General features: G+C 43.7%; 17 protein-coding genes. 2 read left to right on the top strand and 15 right to left on the bottom strand.

Annotated features, from left to right (window positions below; all coding sequences use genetic code 11):
• Positions 1 to 77: 77 nt before the first annotated feature.
• The 10 genes from truC to rsmG form a co-directional block, all read right to left on the bottom strand.
• Positions 78 to 812 (bottom strand): tRNA pseudouridine(65) synthase TruC, encoded by a 735-nt coding sequence (truC, locus tag CEW93_RS01510; protein ID WP_089539749.1) that lies wholly within the window; start codon positions 810 to 812, stop codon positions 78 to 80.
• A 60-nt stretch (positions 813 to 872) separates the two neighbouring features.
• The gene (locus CEW93_RS01505) at positions 873 to 1886 is read right to left on the bottom strand and encodes a DNA polymerase III subunit delta' (RefSeq protein ID WP_089539669.1); all 1014 of its coding nucleotides are present in this window, start codon (positions 1884 to 1886) and stop codon (positions 873 to 875) included.
• Positions 1887 to 1898: 12 nt separating this feature from the next.
• Positions 1899 to 2675 carry a 3-deoxy-manno-octulosonate cytidylyltransferase gene (gene kdsB / locus CEW93_RS01500; protein WP_089539668.1) on the bottom strand — a complete coding sequence of 259 codons (777 nt, stop codon included), beginning with the start codon at positions 2673 to 2675 and terminating at the stop codon, positions 1899 to 1901.
• 27 nt (positions 2676 to 2702) lie between these two features.
• Positions 2703 to 3716, bottom strand: coding sequence for a tetraacyldisaccharide 4'-kinase (lpxK, locus tag CEW93_RS01495; RefSeq protein WP_089539667.1), 1014 nt, complete (start codon positions 3714 to 3716; stop codon positions 2703 to 2705).
• Positions 3713 to 5464 (bottom strand): lipid A export permease/ATP-binding protein MsbA, encoded by a 1752-nt coding sequence (msbA, locus tag CEW93_RS01490; protein ID WP_089539666.1) that lies wholly within the window; start codon positions 5462 to 5464, stop codon positions 3713 to 3715. Before msbA ends, lpxK begins: the two co-directional genes overlap by 4 nt.
• On the bottom strand, positions 5464 to 5889 hold the full coding sequence (locus tag CEW93_RS01485) for a biopolymer transporter ExbD (protein WP_089539665.1): 426 nt from the start codon (positions 5887 to 5889) through the stop codon (positions 5464 to 5466). The genes msbA and CEW93_RS01485 overlap by 1 nt, the downstream gene beginning before the upstream one ends.
• Positions 5876 to 6526, bottom strand: coding sequence for a MotA/TolQ/ExbB proton channel family protein (locus CEW93_RS01480; RefSeq protein ID WP_089539664.1), 651 nt, complete (start codon positions 6524 to 6526; stop codon positions 5876 to 5878). The genes CEW93_RS01485 and CEW93_RS01480 overlap by 14 nt, the downstream gene beginning before the upstream one ends.
• Positions 6527 to 6597: 71 nt before the next feature.
• On the bottom strand, positions 6598 to 7536 hold the full coding sequence (locus CEW93_RS01475) for a ParB/RepB/Spo0J family partition protein (protein WP_089539663.1): 939 nt from the start codon (positions 7534 to 7536) through the stop codon (positions 6598 to 6600).
• A gap of 201 nt (positions 7537 to 7737) precedes the next feature.
• On the bottom strand, positions 7738 to 8508 hold the full coding sequence (locus tag CEW93_RS01470) for a ParA family protein (protein WP_089539662.1): 771 nt from the start codon (positions 8506 to 8508) through the stop codon (positions 7738 to 7740).
• Positions 8509 to 8541: 33 nt separating this feature from the next.
• Positions 8542 to 9198, bottom strand: a complete 657-nt coding sequence (gene rsmG, locus CEW93_RS01465) for a 16S rRNA (guanine(527)-N(7))-methyltransferase RsmG (RefSeq protein ID WP_089539661.1) — start codon at positions 9196 to 9198, stop codon at positions 8542 to 8544.
• A 223-nt stretch (positions 9199 to 9421) separates the two neighbouring features.
• On the opposite strand from rsmG, the gene CEW93_RS01460 reads away from it, so the two are divergent.
• Positions 9422 to 11809, top strand: coding sequence for an ATP-binding protein (locus CEW93_RS01460; protein WP_089539660.1), 2388 nt, complete (start codon positions 9422 to 9424; stop codon positions 11807 to 11809).
• Positions 11810 to 12168: 359 nt separating this feature from the next.
• On the opposite strand, the gene CEW93_RS01455 is transcribed toward CEW93_RS01460, so the two are convergent.
• Positions 12169 to 12762: a 4'-phosphopantetheinyl transferase superfamily protein gene (locus CEW93_RS01455; RefSeq protein ID WP_089539659.1), complete on the bottom strand. Its 594-nt coding sequence runs from the start codon at positions 12760 to 12762 to the stop codon at positions 12169 to 12171.
• A gap of 152 nt (positions 12763 to 12914) precedes the next feature.
• On the opposite strand from CEW93_RS01455, the gene nth reads away from it, so the two are divergent.
• A complete protein-coding gene (gene nth, locus CEW93_RS01450) occupies positions 12915 to 13562 on the top strand; it encodes an endonuclease III (protein ID WP_089539747.1) in 648 nt (215 codons plus the stop codon).
• An 86-nt stretch (positions 13563 to 13648) separates the two neighbouring features.
• Here nth and CEW93_RS01445 read toward each other — a convergent pair whose 3' ends face one another.
• From CEW93_RS01445 to metH, 4 genes are all read right to left on the bottom strand, one after another.
• Positions 13649 to 14317 (bottom strand): SH3 domain-containing protein, encoded by a 669-nt coding sequence (locus tag CEW93_RS01445; RefSeq protein ID WP_089539658.1) that lies wholly within the window; start codon positions 14315 to 14317, stop codon positions 13649 to 13651.
• A 170-nt stretch (positions 14318 to 14487) separates the two neighbouring features.
• A complete protein-coding gene (locus tag CEW93_RS01440) occupies positions 14488 to 16002 on the bottom strand; it encodes an aldehyde dehydrogenase family protein (protein ID WP_089539657.1) in 1515 nt (504 codons plus the stop codon).
• A gap of 96 nt (positions 16003 to 16098) precedes the next feature.
• Positions 16099 to 16524, bottom strand: coding sequence for a surface-adhesin E family protein (locus tag CEW93_RS01435; protein WP_089539656.1), 426 nt, complete (start codon positions 16522 to 16524; stop codon positions 16099 to 16101).
• 68 nt (positions 16525 to 16592) lie between these two features.
• The gene (gene metH / locus CEW93_RS01430; protein ID WP_089539655.1) at positions 16593 to 20372 is read right to left on the bottom strand and encodes a methionine synthase; all 3780 of its coding nucleotides are present in this window, start codon (positions 20370 to 20372) and stop codon (positions 16593 to 16595) included.
• Positions 20373 to 20467: the final 95 nt, after the last annotated feature.

Raw genomic sequence — 20467 nt, 5'->3', positions numbered from 1 at the left:
AATCATTGATGTGTTTTTACAAAAACCCACTTTATTTAGGTGGGTTTTTTATCTGACAAACACTTGATAACCATGACTTAACTTTTTGGCAAAACATCGCCCCACCCAAAATCTTGCACCACTTTGGTAAATACATCATCTAAGGGAGCAACCACCAAAATACGCCGACCGCTCATGTCATCAAAACCAAGACTGTGAGCATGAAGCAGTAGCCGTGATACACCTGTAAATGCCTGTACCGCTTTATTTTGGGCAGTGTCGCCATGCGTGGTATCGCCAACAATGGGGTGAAAAAGATGTGTCATGTGCCGTCTTAGTTGGTGCTTACGTCCTGTAATTGGGGTAAGTTTGACCAAACTATACCGAGATGTGGCATAACGTGGCGTAGAAACAAAAGGCATCTCACAAGTTGCCAAATTTTCAAAATCAGTGATGGCGGACTGTGGAGCTTTGTTGGTATCGGCAAATTTATCAGCGATTTTATCTGGTCTAAATTTTAAAGGATAATCTATCCGCCCACGACCAAGCAAATAACCACGCACCACTGCCAAATAGGATTTATCTGTTGTCTGTTTTTCAAACTGCATGGATAATTGCCGTGCCGCAACAGATGATTTGGCAAACAACAACACACCAGATGTCGGACGGTCCAAACGATGCACAGGATAAACATGGCAATCAAGCAAATCTCTTAATGCAGTCATCACAAAGACCGTCTCATGCTTGTCCAGCCATGAGCGATGTACCAACATACCAGCAGGTTTATTGACCGCCACCACAAACTCATCTTGATATAAGATTTGCAAAGTCATTTGATTCATTTCACAATAATAAATACCAACATTTGCCTACTTTAAACACCAAATATCAAATCATAAAACCGCCAGCTCACAAAACAGCTCATCATACGCCATTTTATCTTGAACATTTTGGGCAACCGCTTGTGCAACGTCATTTAAGACTGCTAAAAATCGCTCTACCCCATCAAGACTTAGCGGTTGGTTAATGATGAGATTTTTGACATCAATGTCAGTATGCAAACTATCAAACCCAAGCGACACTCGCACGATGTCCATCAGCATTAGCCGTGTCAAAACAATAAAATCCCGCAAATCCATCGCCTCCTGCCAATAATCGCTTGCCGCAACAGGAGAGCGTGTGCCTTTTTTTAGGGCAAGCCACGTTTTAAGCCACAGCACCCTTTTATCAAACCAAGCTGATGTCGGCACGTCCAATGCACACAATACCGCACCATCTGTCAAATTCAAAACAAGTTTGGCAAGTTTTTTATCACCAAGTTTGTCCGCCACAAAAGACAACGCCACATCATGACAAATGTGATGTAATGGCAAAGTTTGCACACGGCTTTTGATGGTTGGCAGCAGTTTGGCAGAGTTGTCGCTGATGAGCATCAAATGTACGCCTGTGCGTGGTTCTTCTAAGGTTTTTAGTAAGGCATTACCTGCCCCCAACGTCAAGCGGTCAGCATGGTCAAGCACAATCAGACGCACGCCATGACCTTTAATGTGGCTGTATTCTTGCAAAGCTCGTACATCATCTATTTTGATGGAAGATGGCTCGCCATTGTCAGCCGTTGGCAAGCCATCAAATGGCAACACCAACAAATCAGGGTGCGTGCCAGCCATCAGCCAAGTACAGCTTTTGCATACCCCACACGCCCCCTGCGTTGTCCTATCATCGCAAAGTAACCATGCCACAAATCGCCACACAAAAGCACGTTTGCCAATCCCCATCATGCCACTTGCCAGCAGTCCATGTGGCAATCTGTTGGCGTAAAATTGCCCTGTTACTTGCTCCCATGCTTGTGTTTGCCAAGGCAACAAGGGGGCAAAATAAGGCAGATTTGATGTGTCTTGGTCAGTCATTTATTAAATTTATCAAAAGCTTAAAAATTCATCTATGGGCATGGCATTTAATCTGTCCAAATCTTCTTGGGTGTCCACGCCAAGTGGTAGGGTAACTTGGGCAACATCAATGGCGATTTTTTGTCCATTTTCTAAAATACGCAACTGCTCCAAGCTCTCCAAACACTCCAATGTACCTTGTTGCCATGTGCCAAATTCTTTGAGCAATTTGACACGATAGGCATATAAACCCAAATGACGATAGGCGTTTTTAGGGGCATGACCAAGCTCGCCTTTAATGTGTCCATCTCTGTCATAAGGGATTGGACTGCGACTAAAATACAGAGCCTTTTTGTCTGCTTTGACAACTTTTACGACCGAATTTTTATTAAAATCATCATAATTATCAATCACTTCACATAGCGTTGCCATCACACAGTCATCATTATCCATCAAAAGATGTTTTACCTGCTCTAACAACACAGGTGGCACAAGTGGTTCATCACCTTGCATGTTGATGATGATGTCATCATCTGCCAAGCCCAAAAGCTGTGCCACTTCACCAAGCCTATCCGTGCCTGATGCGTGATCGCCCGTCATCACCACAGGTACGCCCGCCTGCTCACACGCCGTAAAAATCCGCTCATCATCGGTCGCCACACACACACCATCAGCAAAAGCCGCTTGCAGTGCTTTTTGTGCTGTCCATAAAATCATGGGTTTGCCATGAATGTTCAGCAAAGGCTTGGCAGGCAGACGTGTGGATTTGTAACGAGCAGGGATAATAATATGGGTTTTGGGGGTGTTCATGGGTTTTTCCTATTAGTTAAAATGACGCTAAGACGACAAAATGCCTAATTGCCTTAGCACTTTATCCATCTGTTTGTAAACACTGTCTGACAACACCGCCTTGACAGGCAGCACCCAAATATTATCAAAAATGGCGTGCTGATGATGCTTGGCAAGCTCGCTCAGTTTAACCGCGTCCTTACTGGTGGTAATCACAGGCAAATCAGACAGTGTTACTAGCTCATCAATGCCAAATTTATGATGGTCGCCAAAAGGCTTTTCTACCACATCAAAACCAAGTGTCGTCAAGGTTTGAAAAAACCGAGCAGGATAACCAATGCCACTGACGGCATAAACTTTTTGGGGTGGCAACACGCCATTGCCAAACAGTCGCTTGGGCGAACTTGGGGCTAAATGCATGAGCATGGCGTTTGGTTCGTATTGATTGGGGCGATTGTCATGATAAATCACGCTTGCTCCCATCAAGCGGTCCAATGGCTCTCGCAAAAATCCTTGGGGGAACAGTTTGCCATTACCAAAACCACGCACACCATCCACCACTATCCATTCTACATCTCGGTGTAAAGCATAATGTTGCAATCCATCGTCGCTGATAATCAGCTGTATGTCAGGATAATGTTTTATCAGCAGTTCAATCGCTTGCCCACGATTTGCCCCCACCGCCATTGGCACATTGGTGCTTTGAGTTATCAAACATGGCTCATCGCCAACCTCATCAGGCATGCTGTCTTGACCAACAAGCATGGGTTTGGGCGTATCTCGTCCATAACCACGACTAATCACACCAACTTTCACGCCTTTGTTTTGTAAATATGCCACCAAAGTGATGATTAAAGGTGTTTTACCACTGCCACCTACCGTGATGTTTCCCACCACCATGACGGGAACAGGAGCGTGGTATTTGGCAAGTTTGCCCTTATCATACAAGGCTTTACGTACACGTCCCACCATGGCATATAATGCAGATAATGGCGATAATACCACCAACATCGGCGATTGATTTTGCCAAGCACGAGTGATAATCAGCTCTAAGTTTTTCATTCGTCAAAGGTTCGCTCATACATGGTCTGGTACATACCACCCAAAGCCAACAGTTCATCATGCGTGCCACTTTCAATGATTTGCCCTTTATCCATGACAATAATACGGTCAGCGTTTTGAATGGTGGACAAACGGTGAGCAATGACCAGTGTGGTACGCCCTTTCATGATGGTTTCTAGTGCTTTTTGGATATAAAATTCAGATTCATTGTCCAAGGCAGACGTTGCTTCATCCAATATCAAAATTGGTGCGTCTTTTAATAATGCTCGTGCGATGGACAACCGTTGGCGTTGCCCACCTGATAACTGCAAACCATCTGCCCCAATAAAACTGTCATAGCCATTTGGCAATTTCATGATGAAATCATGAGCATAAGCAGATTTGCTGGCAAGCACAATCTCTTCACGGCTTTTATCAGACAGTGAGCCATAAGCAATGTTATGAGCCACAGTATCCAAAAACAGTGTAACTTGCTGATTAACCATGCTGATTTGCTCACGCAAACTTGACAGTTTAATCTTATCAATCGGCACACCATCTATCAGCACCTGGCCTTTGGTGGGTGTCAGTGTGCGAGTGAGCAGATTGACCAGCGTGGTTTTGCCAGAGCCAGAACGCCCAACCACCGCCACCGTCTCGCCCGCCTTAATATCAAGATTAAAATCGCAAATTGCTTGCACGCCACCATCATACACCAAACTGACGTTGTTAAAACTGATGTCGCCACGAATGCTGGGCGTCAGCGTGCCTGTGTCGCACTCTTCTGGGGCATCTAAAAGCTTAAAAATAGACGAACCTGCCGCCAGACCACGTTGGAGTTTTTGATTGACATCGGTGAGTGCTTTGACAGGGCGTGCCAACAGCCCTGCAGCAATCAAAAAAGACGTAAATTGCCCTGCACTCATGCTACCAAGCACTTCTGGGCGTAAAGACAGCCACACCACAAAGCACATACCCACCGCCATCAATAGCTGAATGAGTGGCGAATTGACAACAGCAAGCAAGGTGATTTTCATGCCCTTTTGTAGGTTATCAAGGCTGGCTTTGTTAAATCTGTCAGTTTCGTAAGTTTGTCCGCCATAATTTTTGACCACTTGGTAGCCTGTGATGGTCTCATTAATGATGTGGCTGACCACACCCATGCTCTCTTGAATGCCTATGGAAAGCTTAGAAAATCGTTTTGAGACGTATCGGATAATCAAAAAAATCGGTGGCACCACAATCAATAGCACCAAAGTCAATCGCCAATTGATATAAAATAAATAGCCAAACAATGCCAGCACTGTTAAACCTTCTTTTAATAATGTGGTGATGGATTCGTTGCTGCCTGCGGTAACTTGCTCCACATCAAAAATCAGTTTTGAAGAAATGGTGCCAGCAGGATTTTTTAGATAAAAATCAGATGGCAGTTTAAGCAGTTTTTCAAAGACTTGTACACGAATATGATACACCAAATTACGAGAGACGTATGCTGAGTAATACCCCCCAAGAAAAGCACCCAATCCACGCATGACAAACAGCCCAATCACTAAAAAAGGAAACCAAAACTTTTGAGTTTGGTTGTTTTGGGTGATGGCATCAATGATGATTTGAAACAGCTTAGCACCAGCAACTTCGGCTGTTGCACTTAATATCATCCCAATTACCATCAAAATCCCTGCCCACCAATAAGGCACAAGATAGCCAGATAAACGCAAAAAGACCGCCAATTTATCATTGGGGTCAAAGTTTTTTTGGTGGATAGTCATTACCTAGCTTGTCCCATTGGCACAACGGTGCTGATATTTAAATTTAAAAAGCCCATTTTACCTGCCACATCCATCACTCGTACGACATTTTGGTGGCTGGCTTCGGCATCAGCAGCGATAACAAAAAGCTGTTTGCGGTCGCTTCCTGCTTCTTTTTGGAGCATATTAATGAGTTCAGCTTCGGAATTACTGGCTAGGGCGATGCCATTGACAAGATAACTGCCATCTTTTTGAACCGCCACTTCTATCTGTTTACCTTCGTTAGTAACCGCCACACCTTCGGCTTCTGGCAAAACAATATTGATGCGACTAAAATGATTAAAGGTAGTTGCAAGCAGTAAAAATACAATCAAAAACAACAAACAGTCAATCATTGGTGTCAGATTAATCTCCAAAGGCTCAACGGTTGGTTTACGAAATCTCATCATGCACCTGCATAGGTTTTTTATTCATCAAATGATAGTCGTATAATTCTTGGACAAGCAGTCCCGCTTCGGTCTCAAATTTGGCATTAATGTCCACAATGCGTCTTTGAAAATAGCGATACGCCATCAATGCTGGAATCGCCACAAACATACCGCCTGCGGTCGTAATCAAGGCCTGTGATACGCCCGATGCAAGCATGGTGGGGTCTTGCATTGCTCCATCAGTTACCGCCAAAAAGCTAGAAATAATCCCAAGCACCGTACCAAGTAGCCCAAGCAAAGGAGCAATCGCTCCAATCGTACCAAGCATATTGATGTTTTTTTCTAGGGCATGAATTTGTACGCTGGCACGGTTTTGCATGTGCATGGTCATGCTGTCAAGACCGTGCTGACGATGTAGCAGTCCTGTTGCCAAGATGTCTCCCAAAGGCGATGAGTCTTTGACATCCAACAAGGCACTTCTGGGCAAGTCTCCTTTGCTTTTTAGATGACCAATCAGTCCTTCACGCAAACCACTAGGAGCAACTTGCTCAAATCTTAATTGTTTGGCACGCTCTATGATAATCACCAAAGCAACAATAGAACACACCACGATTGGCAGCATGAGCCACCCACCTGCCTTTACAAGCTCCCACATAATCTGTTTTCCACAATTAACATAAATAAATCATCAAATCACACAAATTTTAAGCAAAAATCATGCCAACATCACAATTCATCTTGTATGCCAAGCTGAGTTAGTAGCTCGCCAAGCTCATCATGGCTGTGAAAAAATATTTGCATACTGCCTTTGCCGTCTTTGTTTTGTTTGAGTTTGACAGTCGCCCCCAAGCGGTCAGAGAGTTTTTGGTTGAGTGTGCTGATGGCGTGGCTATCGGTGGATTTTTGTGCAACAGGTTCAGGACTTAAAATGGACTTTACTAGCTTTTCGGCATCACGCACGGTCATGTCCAAACTGATGATTTTTTTAGCGATGATGGGTTGCTGTTGGCTTGATAGTGCCAACAAAGTACGGGCATGACCCATGTCCAACTCGCCTGCTCTCATCAGTGCTTTTACGTCATCATGTAGCTGATTTAGGCGCAACAAATTACTGACGGTGGTGCGTGCTTTACCAATGATTTGAGCTATCATGCCATGACTCATGCCAAATTCGGTGTGAAATTTTTGCAAAGCTTCGGCTTGTTCTAGTACGGTCAAATCTTCACGTTGAATATTTTCAATCAGTGCCAAGGCAACCGCCACATCATCGGACAACACCCGCTCAATGGCAGGAATGCTTTCAAGCCCTGCCAGTTTGGATGCTCGCCAACGTCTCTCCCCTGCGATAATCTCATGTGTGGCGGTGGGGTTTTTACGCTCACTGTCCAGCAAAGGGCGAATCACAATGGGCTGCATGACCCCATGCTGACGAATAGAATCAGCAAGCTCGGTCAAACTTTCATCATCAATCTGTTGGCGGGGCTGATATTTGCCTGACTGCAATCTTTCAAGCTCAATATCCAACAGTACAATCTCGCCTGCTTTGTCTTTTTGGTCAATATGATGGTTGATACCCACCGTTTGCAACACTTGTTTTTCTTGGTTAATGTCGCCAACCAGTGCATCTAAACCGCGTTTTGAACCAAGTCCACGTTTTTTTGTCATGAAAAGCTACCAAATTAGGTCTAAAACTTACCTACGCCATCATTTTGCCTTGATACAAACAGCCATGTGCCAGATAAGGCTAAAATCATCAATCCAACCCACCAAGTAATAATATTTAAAATTTAGTCAAAATATCACAGTCAGGATTGGCTAAACCCATCATTTTAGCATAATTTATCACATTTATAAATGGCGACACACTTAAAGCAAGCTGGGTTGCTCGGTCTGTTTTAAGACTTCTAATGCCAATTTATGATACGCTCTTGCCCCTGCTGATGATTTTTCATACTCAAAAATGGATTTGCCAAAACTTGGGGCTTCAGCCAAGCGAATGTTGCGTGGTATGAAGGTTTTGTACAGTTTTTCACCAAAATAATTGGCAAGTTCTGCCGACACATCTTGGGTGAGTATGCTACGTCCATCATACATCGTTCGCACCACACCACGCACATGAAGTTTGGGGTTGAGTTGGGTGAGTTTGTCAATGGTCGCCATCAAATCTGCCACCCCTTCTAAGGCATAATACTCGCACTGCATGGGAATAATCACCCCATCAGTCGCCACCAAAGCATTCACCGTTAAAAGACTCAGGCTTGGGGCACAGTCCATGATGACATAATCATAATCCAACTGACTGTTTTGTAAGGTGTTTTTTAATAATATGGGTGCATCATCAGCATCAGCAAGCAGCACATCCATTCCTGCCAAATCACGATTTGCCCCCACAATGTCAAGATGCTTGGTTTTGACAATCGCCTTATCTAATGCCACGCCATCAAGCAGCACATCCGCCAGCGTGTGTGCCAAAGCGTTTTTGTCCACGCCCAAACTGGTGGTGGCATTAGCCTGAGCATCCAAATCAATCAGTAGCACCCGTTTTTTGCCAATGAGTGTCAAAGCACAAGCAAGATTTATCGCTGTGGTGGTCTTACCCACGCCACCTTTTTGATTGATGATTGCAATGATTTCCATAAAACACCTTGTATGATTTGTTTTGATAAACTGCTATTTTGTCAGATACACCACACACCGCTCATCGCCAAGCTTTGGCACACAAATGGGCTCAACACGAATGTCCCAGTTTGTCAGATTGGTCAAATCATCGCTCATTGGTGCTTTGCCTTTCATGGCATATAGCACGCCATCAGCGTTTAAATAAGGCGTTGCCAAATTGACAAAATCATCAAGACTGGCAAAGGCACGAGACGTAATCACATCAAACTGCCCTGCAAAATCTTGGATACGGCTTGCCACAGGAGTGATGTTAGGCAAAGACAACTCACCTGCCATCTGACGGATAAAACGCACTTTTTTGCCATTACTGTCAAGAGCGGTAATGTGCCAATCAGGCTTCATAATCGCAATCACCACCGCTGGCAGACCTGCCCCCGTGCCAATATCCAACACCTTGATGTCCGTTTTATCAAAAAACGGCAGCTTAGAGACAACTGCCAAACAATCCAATATGTGTTTAACAAAGGCTTCTTGTGGACTGGTGATGGCGGTAAGATTGTACGCTTTTGTCCACAGCAGAAGATTATCTAAATAGCCAAGCAACTGTGTGATTTGGGTATCACTAAACGTCAAATGCAGCTCATCAGCAAAATGTTGCAACTCATCAGCAAAACTTTTGGCGTGTGTGGAGATTTTATGATAGGTCATTTTGTATCAAGTCAATTTACAAACGCCCTATTTTATCATACTATTATCTGTTAAAATATCCCTGATTTATGCTTGATGATAAATCTGCAAATCTCACCCACCCACAAAGCACCAGTTCGCCAAATTTATGCCATGATTAACATTCAATGATGATAACAGCATGCTTATCATGTTCGCTTCATGTCAAACAGGCAATTTTTCTTTATTTTAATCAGTTTTATTTATGACCATCACACACACCAACCCACTTTCTCCCTATCGCTTGCCCCACACCGCCCTAAAACGATATACCGACACGTCCGCCCTGCCAGATACATTTGCCCCAATGCCCAATCACCTAAGTTTCGGGCAAACTCGTGCTGTTAAAGCCATACAAACCGCTTTGGACATCAAAGCAAACGGCTATCATGTCTTTGCGGTAGGCGAAAATGGGCTTGGCAAACGCACACTCATCAGTGCTTTGTTATCCAAACGAGCCAAGCACGAGCCCACACCACCTGACCTGGTCTATGTACATAATTTTGACGCTCACCGCCGTCCCATCGCTTTGACATTGCCAGCAGGGTTTGGTGCAAGTTTTGCCAAGGACATGCACCGCCTTTGGCACACACTTTATAACAAAGTCCTTACCAAATTTAACAGCCAAAGCTATCAGAACGCCATTGCCAACATCAAACAAACTGCCAAAAAACAAGAGCAAGCTTTGATGGATGACATCAACGCCACCGCCAAAGCTCACAATCTCACTTTACTACAATCCACCACACAAAACGCAGTTTTTGCCCCCATTGACGACAGCAAACCCATCAATAACAACGCCATTGATAAACTACAAAAAAAATTAACCAAAATCAACTTTATGCTTGATGAGCTAGAAGATGACGTTAATAAAAAAATAGATGAATTGCACGAAACGCTCATCATCAAAATCACCAAACCACTATTTGCTCCCATCATCAAAAAATACTGCACCAGCAAAGCTGATAAAAAAATCAAGGCATATTTGGCAGATTATGAAAATGACATCATCAGCAACATCTTATTTATCGTAGAAGATGATGAAGATTTTATGGTAAAAACGCTTGGTAATATCCCCAACCGTTATTATGTCAATGTGGTGATCAGTCATATGCCAGACACAGGCTCGCCCATCGTTTTTGAAGACATGCCCACCCACCCCAATTTACTTGGACATATTGAATACATCACACAACTTGGCACGATTTTAACCGATGCCAGCATGATACGAGCAGGGGCTTTGCATCGTGCCAATGGCGGTTATTTAATTTTAGAAGCCAGCAGTTTGCTAGAACACCCTTACGCTTGGCAAGGCTTAAAGCGAGCCCTACAATCCCAACAGCTTAGCATATCTAGCTTAGAGCAACTGCTCACACTCACAGGGTCGGTCTCCTTAGAGCCTGACAGCACACCTTTATCAGTTAAGGTCATCTTGCTTGGTGAGCCTGAGTTATATTATGAGTTATTGGAATTTGAGCCTGAATTTAATTCGCTATTTAAAATACGAGCTGATTTTCATGACACCATCATTCGCAATCACGACAGCCAGTTGTGCTTGATTGCAACCATGCAAGAGATGATTGTCAAACATCAATTACCGCCATTTGACAAAACTGCTTTTGGGGCGATATTAGATGAGTTGTCCGTGCATGCTGATGATAAAGACAAATTGGCATTACATCATGATAGGATTTTACAGCTTGTTGTGGAATCAGCAAGACAGTTTCTTATCAGCACCAATCATCACAACACCCAAAAAACAAACACTCTTCGTGTTAATCAAAGCCATGTTCAACAAGCCCTAGCCGACATCAAAGAGCGAAAAGGTTATTTAAAAGAGTTATACTGGCAAGAGATTCAAAACGGGCAACAGCTCATCAATACAGAAGGTTTTGCCATTGGACAAATCAACGCTCTGACTGTCATCAGCTATGCTGACAGTGAGTTTGGTGTGCCTACTCGTTTGACCGCACTTGTCGCCCCCAAATTTGGTGCAGGTGAAGTTTTGGACATTGAGCGAGACGTGGAGCTTGGTGGCAGCTTACACGCTAAGGGCATGCTGATTATGACAAGTTTTTTACGCTCGCTATTTAGTGAGTTTAGTGAACTAAATTTTTCAGCAAGCCTTGCTTTTGAACAAAGCTACGGACAAATTGATGGCGACAGTGCCACGTTGGCCGAATGCTGTGTGCTGCTGTCCGCCTTGGCAAATGTGCCACTGGCTCAAAATATCGCCATTACAGGCTCTATGAATCAGCTTGGTGAAGCTCAGGCGATAGGTGGTGTCAATCAAAAGATAGAAGGTTTTTTTGATGCGTGTGCAGAGCGTGGACTTAATGGCACACAAGGGGTAATTATTCCAAAAACCAACATCAGACAGCTCATGCTCCCTGATAACATCATACAAGCGGTGGCAGATGGCAAGTTTCATATTTACGCGATTGACAGCATTTATGATGCCTTATTTATTTTGACCAATCTACCCATCCACGACAAAAACAAAAAAGGCGAGTATAAAAAGAATACCTTATTTGGCAAAATTATCAGCCATTTATTGAGTTGGCAAAATGATGAAAAAGGCAAAAACTCATGACTAACAAACAAGATGAACCATATCAAGAACAATACCAAAGACATAAAAGCATGATATTTTGGGTAAGATTTAGTATTTATAGCCCATTTATTGTCATGCCATTTGTGCTGTATTTAATATAACTTGGTCTTAATGATGGTCTTGCCATGATATTGATATTTTTGTATCTTTTACTCATGGGTAAGATTATATTAATTAACAGTGTATGTCCTTTTTGTGGAGAATTTTTCTATAAGTCCCAACTTGGATATTTATTTAAAAACAGCCTGGCATTATCCGCAACACATTGTCGGCATTGCAAAGAACCAAAAACACATCAGCAAACCACAAAATAAACTTTAATTTTATACTTTGATATTTTATACATTAATAATGTCAAAAGATGGTTTTTGAAACGCCACCGTTATCACACAATCATTTATCATCAAATTTTTAAAATAAAACTTGCCAAGTTTATCATGACAGACATATCCGCCATCATCACGGATAAATATGGCATTAAGCTCATTTAAATTAAGACGAATACCCAAACCATGAGCTTTTAAGACCGCTTCTTTGATGGTCCAAAGCTTAAACCACAGATGTGTATTATAGTGAGACTTTTGCCAAAGCTGATATTCCTTATCATGAAAATAGCGTTTTGCCAATGCCATAAAATTTGGCTTTCTATGAATATTTTCTATGTCCACACCAACATCCAAAATGGTCAAACTATAAACAAGCACATAATCACTCACACAGTGCGACTGATTAAAAGCAAGTGGTGCATTGGCAATAAAAGGCTTACCAAAGGCGTGTTTGTCATAAATGGGCGTGGGCAGATTATGGGATTGACAAAAGGCAGTTAAAATCTTATGGCGATACTCACGGATGGTATCACGGTCGCTTTTGCTTACTTGTGTGATATTTTTTGATAAAATCCTGCTAAGTGGTGTATGGTGCAGATAAATCATTGGTGAACAAAATCCCAAAATTAACTTATGGTATAATAGCCCTGATTTTTTGTCTAGCCATTTTCTTGCCACTTTCCTGATAAACCACCATGACTAAAACAAAAACCAAACTTGCCATCGCCAAAACTGCCGACACGCCACCATCGCGCTCCATGAATACCACCAAACGTTTGGCGTTTTTTGAAAAATTAAGCCAGCACATCAAAGAGCCAGTTACCGAGCTAAATTATAGCTCCGATTTTGAGCTGCTCATCGCCGTCATGCTCTCTGCCCAAGCCACCGACAAAAGCGTCAATATCGCCACCGACAAGCTATTTAAAGTCGCCAACACCCCACAAGCGATTTTGGATTTGGGTCTGGAAGGTCTAAAAAGCCACATCAGCTCCATCGGTCTGTACAACTCAAAAGCTGCCAATGTCATCAAAACTTGCCAAGATTTGCTAGACAAACATGGCGGGCAAGTACCACGCACCAGAGGCGAGCTAGAAGCCTTGGCGGGCGTTGGTCGCAAAACCGCCAATGTGGTTTTAAACACTGCCTTTGGTGAGCCTGTGATGGCGGTGGATACGCATATTTTTCGGGTGGGTAATCGCACAGGACTTGCCACAGGTAAAACAGTGCTGGCGGTAGAAAATGCCTTGATGAAACGCATTCCTAACCAATTTTTGGTGGACGCTCATCATTATTTGATTTTACATGGACGTTATACTTGTATGGCACGCTCGCCAAAATGTGGCTCTTGCGTGGTCTTTGATGAATGCATGTTTAAAGATAAAGAAAAATGGGCAGAGCTATCATAACCACTTCAAACCCATCTCTCCTTTGATAAAACTTTCCACACCACACAGTAAAATCAAAAACTCATGAATGACGGCAAAGTCATCACTTAATAAGTGTATTCGTCTTGCCCTTCTTGACCGCCATAGAGATTTTCTTTTTCTGCTTGCGATAATACTTCACGATTGAGATAACCATCAAACATATAGCCCTTGATGCCATTGATGTCCACCTTGACCCAACAGCCTTCTACCCTGCCAATCACTTCACATTTACTGGTCTTGGCGGTAACTAGCACTTCATCGCCATCATCAAGCACCCCCACTTCAATACCCTTGGTTGATGGCTCGCCACGCAATGACAACTGACCATAACCTGAACTGGTTACAACTGTGGCAGGATAACGCACGATTTTTTCGGTGATTTTTTTGGGTTGGGGCTTGGGCGGAGCAGTTTGGGCTTTTTCTTCTTGGGTGCTGGCATCTCTTTGGGTGGGAGCTGGGGCTTTTTGGGCTTGATTGTTGGTCTCTTTGTTTTGCCCTTTTTGCTCTATTTCTTTTTGGAGTTCTTCTTGCTCATGCTCGGCTTGTGCTTGTTCCTTTTCGCTTTGCTCTTTGAGTGCTTTTGCCTGCATTTCGGCGGTGATACGTTTTTGTTCTTCTAACTCTTGTTGCATTTGAGCGAGCTGCTTTTTGGCTTCTGTATCTTCTTTTTGACAACCAAATAGCATGACTGATACAAGCAAACCACTTGTCATGACATAAGCAAGTTTTTTCATCACAAACCCCTTGATAATTTACATAAATTTGCTGTTACTAAATTTACTATTATTTAGGTTAATTGTATCACAAATCTATCCAAATGATGACCAATGCCATTAAATCCATCACTTTTTCACAAAAACAAAGTCCCCAAATGGAGACTTTGTTGATGTTTGGCTTGCTGTGATTAGAAAAAGCCCATCGCTTTTGGCGAATAGCTGACCAGCAAGTTTTTGGTTTGCTGATAATAGCTAAGCATCATCTTGTGATTTTCTCGTCCAATGCCTGACTTTTTGTAACCGCCAAAGGCTGCGTGTGCAGGATAAATGTGATAGCAGTTTGTCCACACACGACCTGCCTGTATGGCACGTCCTGCACGATAAGCGGTATTGACATCACGAGACCACACGCCAGCACCCAAGCCATACATGGTGTCATTAGCAATCTTCATGGCTTCGTCAAAGTCTTTAAAGGTGGTAACGGTCAGTACAGGTCCAAAGATTTCATCACGGAACACCTGCATGTCGTTAGTGCCTTTAAAGACGGTTGGCTCAATATAAAATCCGCCATCGGTATTTTCTTTGCGTTCGCCACCACCTGTCAATAGCGTTGCTCCTTCGCCCTTGCCGATGTCAATATAACGCAAGATTTTTTCTTGCTGTTCGGTGGACGCCTGAGCCCCAATCATCGTCTCGGTGTCTAATGGATGTCCTGTTTTGATGTTTTTGACACGCTCAATGGCTTTTACCAAGAACTTATCAGCAATGCTCTCATGCACCAAAGCACGAGATGGGCAAGTGCACACTTCGCCTTGGTTGAGGGCAAACATAGCAAAGCCTTCCAATGCCTTATCCAAAAACTCATCGTCTTTGTCCATCACATCAGCAAAGAAAATGTTGGGCGATTTACCACCAAGCTCCAAAGTTACAGGAATGATGTTTTCGGTGGCGTACTGCATGATGTACTGACCGACTTCGGTTGAGCCAGTAAAGGCAATCTTGGCAATGCGTGGGTTGGTAGCAAGCGGCTTACCCACTTTTAGACCATCGCCATTGACGATATTTAGCACGCCTGCTGGCAACAAATCTTCAATCAACTCAACCAATACCAAAATACTCACAGGTGTCTGCTCGGCAGGTTTTAGCACGATACAGTTACCAGCGGCAAGGGCTGGGGCGATTTTCCAAGCCGCCATCAAAATGGGGAAGTTCCAAGGGATAATCTGTCCCACCACACCAAGTGGCTCATTAAAATGATAAGCGACAGTGTCATCATCAATCGGAGAAATACCGCCTTCTTGGACACGGATACAGCCTGCAAAATAGCGAAAATGGTCAATCGCCAAAGGAATGTCCGCCGCCAAGGTTTCACGCACAGGCTTACCGTTTTCCCACGTCTCAGCCACCGCCAAAAGCTCTAAATTTTGCTCCAAACGGTCAGCGATTTTTAATAATAGATTGGAACGCTCAGTTGGTGATGACTTATTCCATGTTGGAGCAGCAGCATGAGCAGCATCTAAGGCAAGCTCAATGTCTTCTGCTGTTGAATCTGCGACTTTAGCAAAGGCTTTACCATCAACAGGTGAAATGTCATCAAAATACTCACCTTTAACAGGGGCAACCCATTTGCCACCGATAAAGTTGTCGTATTGGGCTTTAAAATTAACTTTTGCACCTTCGGTATTGGGATTGGCATAACGCATGATACTCTCCTTGGTCATGAGCTAATAAAAAGGTGTCTGACAAATCACATCAGACATCTATACCATACATGAAATTTAAGCACTTTGCAAGGGGTTTTACCAGCCAAACTGTGAGCAGGCATAGTTTAGCTGAGTCTCCCCCACGCTCTGTGGGATAACTCTCTGCATCTTGACTTGATAATCGAGGATTGAGCCAGAAAGTTTTACCTGCCCTGTTTGGGTGTAAGACACCCTTTGTTTTGTCCCAAAAGAGCGTGTTGCACAGTCATATACTACCAAAGACTTAGAATACTCACCTATGTACATCTGCATATCAACATCATTTTGATAAAAAACAAACGTCTCCCACGCTTCCACTTTTTTATGTCCGACTTTGCTCATATATTTGGGCGACATATAAATATGGACTGTGTTACTAGTGGATACATGTTGCCAGCCTGTTAAATCTGGCATAGCATAGGCTATCGGTGCTGACATGACAAAGGTAATATACAAGGATTTTTTAAACACACTTTTAAACATAATAGCTCCTTAGCTTATCAATTATCATATAAAAATCATATCATAATGTGCAAAAATCATTCCCAAGTTCACAAATTCGGAGCCAGCCACTTCTCTGCTGTCTTTATATCCCAACCCTTACGTTTGGCATAGTCTTCTAGTTGGTCAGGACTGATTTTACCAATATTAAAATAGGTGCTGTCAGGGTGGCTATAATAAAAGCCCGACACGCTAGACGGCGGCCACATCGCATAGCTTTCGGTCAGATAAGTACCGATTGCCTTTGTGGTGTCTAGCCAATCAAACAATTTGCCTTTTTCGGTGTGTTCTGGACAGGCAGGGTAGCCGGGGGCAGGACGAATGCCCACATATTTTTCTTTAATAAGCTCTTCGTTGGTTAAATTTTCATCTACTTGATAGCCCCAAATTTCTTTACGAATCATCTCGTGGAGCTTTTCGGCAAAACTTTCGGCAAATCTATCACACACCGCTTGCACCATAATCGCACTATAATCATCGCCTTTTGCCTTATAGTCGTTGGCAAGCTCTTCTGCCCCAAAGATGGAGACGGTAAATCCGCCCAAATAATCATTGCCATTTGGTGAGATAAAGTCCGCCAAACTATAATTTGGCTTACCGCTATTTTTGTCAGACTGCTGACGCAGGTGTTCAAAGTGAAAGGCTTCATTGCCTTCTTCATCATACACCACCACTGTATCAGAAGCGATACGTTTGGCAGGGGCAAGGCGGATAACGGCTTTGGCGGTTACGCTTTTTTCTTTGATAAACTTATCTATCATCGCTTTGGCATTGGCAAATAAGTCTTTGGCTTCTTGACCGACCACGTCATCATCAAAAATTTTGGGATATTTGCCCACCAATCCCCAAGAAATAAAAAACGGTGTCCAGTCAATATAAGGCAATAAATTTTCTAAGGGATAATCATCAAAGACAATCTGACCAAGTCTGTTTGGTGTAGGTGGCGTGTAGTTTTCCCAATCAAATTTAAAACCCTGCTCTATTGACTGGGCGTAGGTGAGTTTGGGGGCTTTGGGTTTGCGATTGGCTAGGCGTTCACGCACGGCGGCGTATTCAGCTCGGGTTTCGTCAATAAAGGCTTGGCGTTTTTCTTTGGATAATAAAGTCGTTACCACACCCACCGAACGGCTGGCGTCTGTTACATAAATCACCGCATCATTTTGGTATTGTGGTTCAATTTTTACCGCCGTATGAGCTTTTGATGTGGTCGCCCCACCAATCATTAAGGGCAGATTCATGCCACGCTCTTGCATTTGTTTGGCGACATAAACCATCTCATCAAGGCTTGGGGTAATAAGACCTGACAGCCCAATCACGTCCACGTTTTCGGCTATGGCGGTGTCTAGGATTTTTTCGCATGGCACCATCACGCCCAAATCAATCACTTCATAGCCATTACAGCCAAGCACCACGCCAACAATGTTTTTGCCAATGTCATGCACATCACCTTTGACGGTTGCCATCAAAACCTTGCCTTTGGACTCGCCTTCGGTTTTTTCAGCTTCAATATAAGGTTGTAGCCATGCCACCGCTTGTTTCATGACCCGAGCGGATTTGACCACTTGTGGTAAAAATAGCTTACCTTCACCAAACAAATCACCCACCACATTCATGCCGTCCATGAGTGGTCCTTCAATCACGTCAAGCGGACGGGGATATTTGAGCCGAGCTTCTTCGGTGTCAGTGTCAATAAAGGTGGTAATGCCTTTGACCAAGGCATATTCAATGCGTTTTTCTACGGGCAACTCTCGCCATGCCAAATCCTGCGAGCCATCTTTTTTCTTGCCACCTGCTTGATAGCTTTCGGCAACTTCCATCAAATGTTCGGTGGCTTCTTGTCCTGTGTCGCCTTGATTGCGATTTAAAATCACATCTTCAATGGCATCACGGGCATTTTTGGGAATGTCGTCATACAGTTCAAGCATAGCAGGATTGACAATGCCCATCGTCATGCCCGCTTTGATGGCGTGATACAAAAACACCGCATGAATGGCTTCACGAATGGGGTTGCCACGAAAACTAAACGACACGTTAGACACGCCACCTGAGACCATGGCATTGGGCAGATTATCGGTTATCCATTTGGTGGCATTGATAAAATCCACACCATAATTGTTATGCTCTTCAATACCTGTCGCCACCGCAAAAATATTGGGGTCAAAGATGATGTCTTCTGATGGAAAACCCACATCGTTTACCAAAATGTCATAAGAGCGTTTACAAATTTCAATCTTACGGCTTTCAGTGTCGGCTTGTCCGACTTCATCAAACGCCATGACGATAATCGCCGCCCCATAACGCTGACACAGGCGAGCCTTCTCTACAAACTCGTCATAGCCTTCTTTTAAAGAAATGGAATTGACCACCGCTTTGCCTTGGGTGCGTTTTAGCCCTTCTTCCAAAATGTCCCATTTTGACGAATCAATCATCAGTGGCACACGGCTAATATCTGGCTCACTGGCGATTAAATTAACAAAGTGAATCATCGCTTGCTTGCTGTCAAGCATGCCTTCGTCCATGTTAATATCAACAATTTGAGCCCCACCTTCTACTTGATTGCGAGCCACGTCTAAGGCTTCGGCGTATTTTTCTTCTTTAATCAGTCGCAAAAATTTTTTAGAACCGGTAACGTTGGTGCGTTCACCAACATTGACAAACAAACTATCACGAGTAATATTAAAGGCTTCTAGCCCTGACAGTCGGCAGGCTGGGGGAATATCAGGGATTTTGCGTGGTGGATAATTTTCAACCACTTGCTTGATGGCGGCGATATGCTCTGGCGTGGTACCACAACAGCCCCCCACGATATTTAAAATGCCTGATTTGGCAAAGCCTTCAAGCATACCAGATGTTTGCTCGGCGGTTTCATCATATTCACCAAACTCATTGGGCAGACCTGCATTAGGGTGAGCCGACACAAACACATCAGCGATGTCTGAGAGCGTTTGAATGTGCGGTTTTAGAGCGTCTGCCCCCAAGGCACAGTTAAAGCCCACAGACAGCGGTTTGGCATGGCGAATGGAATTATAAAAGGCTTCGGCAGTTTGTCCTGACAACGTCCGCCCTGATGCGTCAGTAATTGTGCCACTAATCATGATGGGAAGTTCAAAGCCGATGTCTTCAAACACCCCTGTTACGGCAAAAATGGCGGCTTTGGCGTTTAGGGTATCAAACACTGTTTCAATCAAAATAATGTCCACGCCCCCTTCAATGAGTGCCAAGGTGCTTTCGGTGTAATTATCCACCAACTCATCAAAGGTAACATTACGAAAAGCAGGGTCATTGACATCAGGCGAGATAGAGCAAGTGCGAGATGTCGGGCCTAGCACCCCTGCAACAAATCTGGGTTTTTCTGGCTCTTGTTGGCTGATTTCATCGGCAACACTGCGAGCAAGTTGGGCGGCGGTTTTGTTGATTTCATACACCAAATCTTGCATGCCATAATCCGCCATAGAGATTTGCGTGCCATTAAAACTGTTGGTTTCAATGATGTCCGCCCCAGCAAGCAAATAACTTTTGTGGATATTTTGGATAATCTGTGGCTGAGTTAAGACAAGCAAGTCATTATTGCCCTTGACTTCTTGGGTGATACTGGCAAACCGCTCACCCCGATAATCGGCTTCTTGAAGTTTATAATTTTGGATTTCTGTTCCCATTGCCCCATCTAGGATTAAAATTCGCTCTTTTAGCAGGGCAGTCAAACGCGCTTTGGCGGTGATTTGGCAGTCTTTACAAGGGAAGTTGGTTGGTGGCGTTAAGCGAAAATTAGCAGGGTTGTGTGGCTGGTGCGTGGTGGGCTTATCGGTGGTGTGGCAACAGGTTTGGCTCATGGTGGTCTTGATTAAAATAAAAATGGACTATTATAGCACTTTTATGGTGTTTTCACTAATATTTGCTCTAAGGCAATGTGTTTATGTCGTCATCT

This window comes from Moraxella sp. VT-16-12 (assembly GCF_002224245.2).
GTDB lineage: Bacteria > Pseudomonadota > Gammaproteobacteria > Pseudomonadales > Moraxellaceae > Moraxella.
Note: the sequence above shows the minus strand (reverse complement) of the source record. Positions and strands in the feature narration are given on the sequence as shown.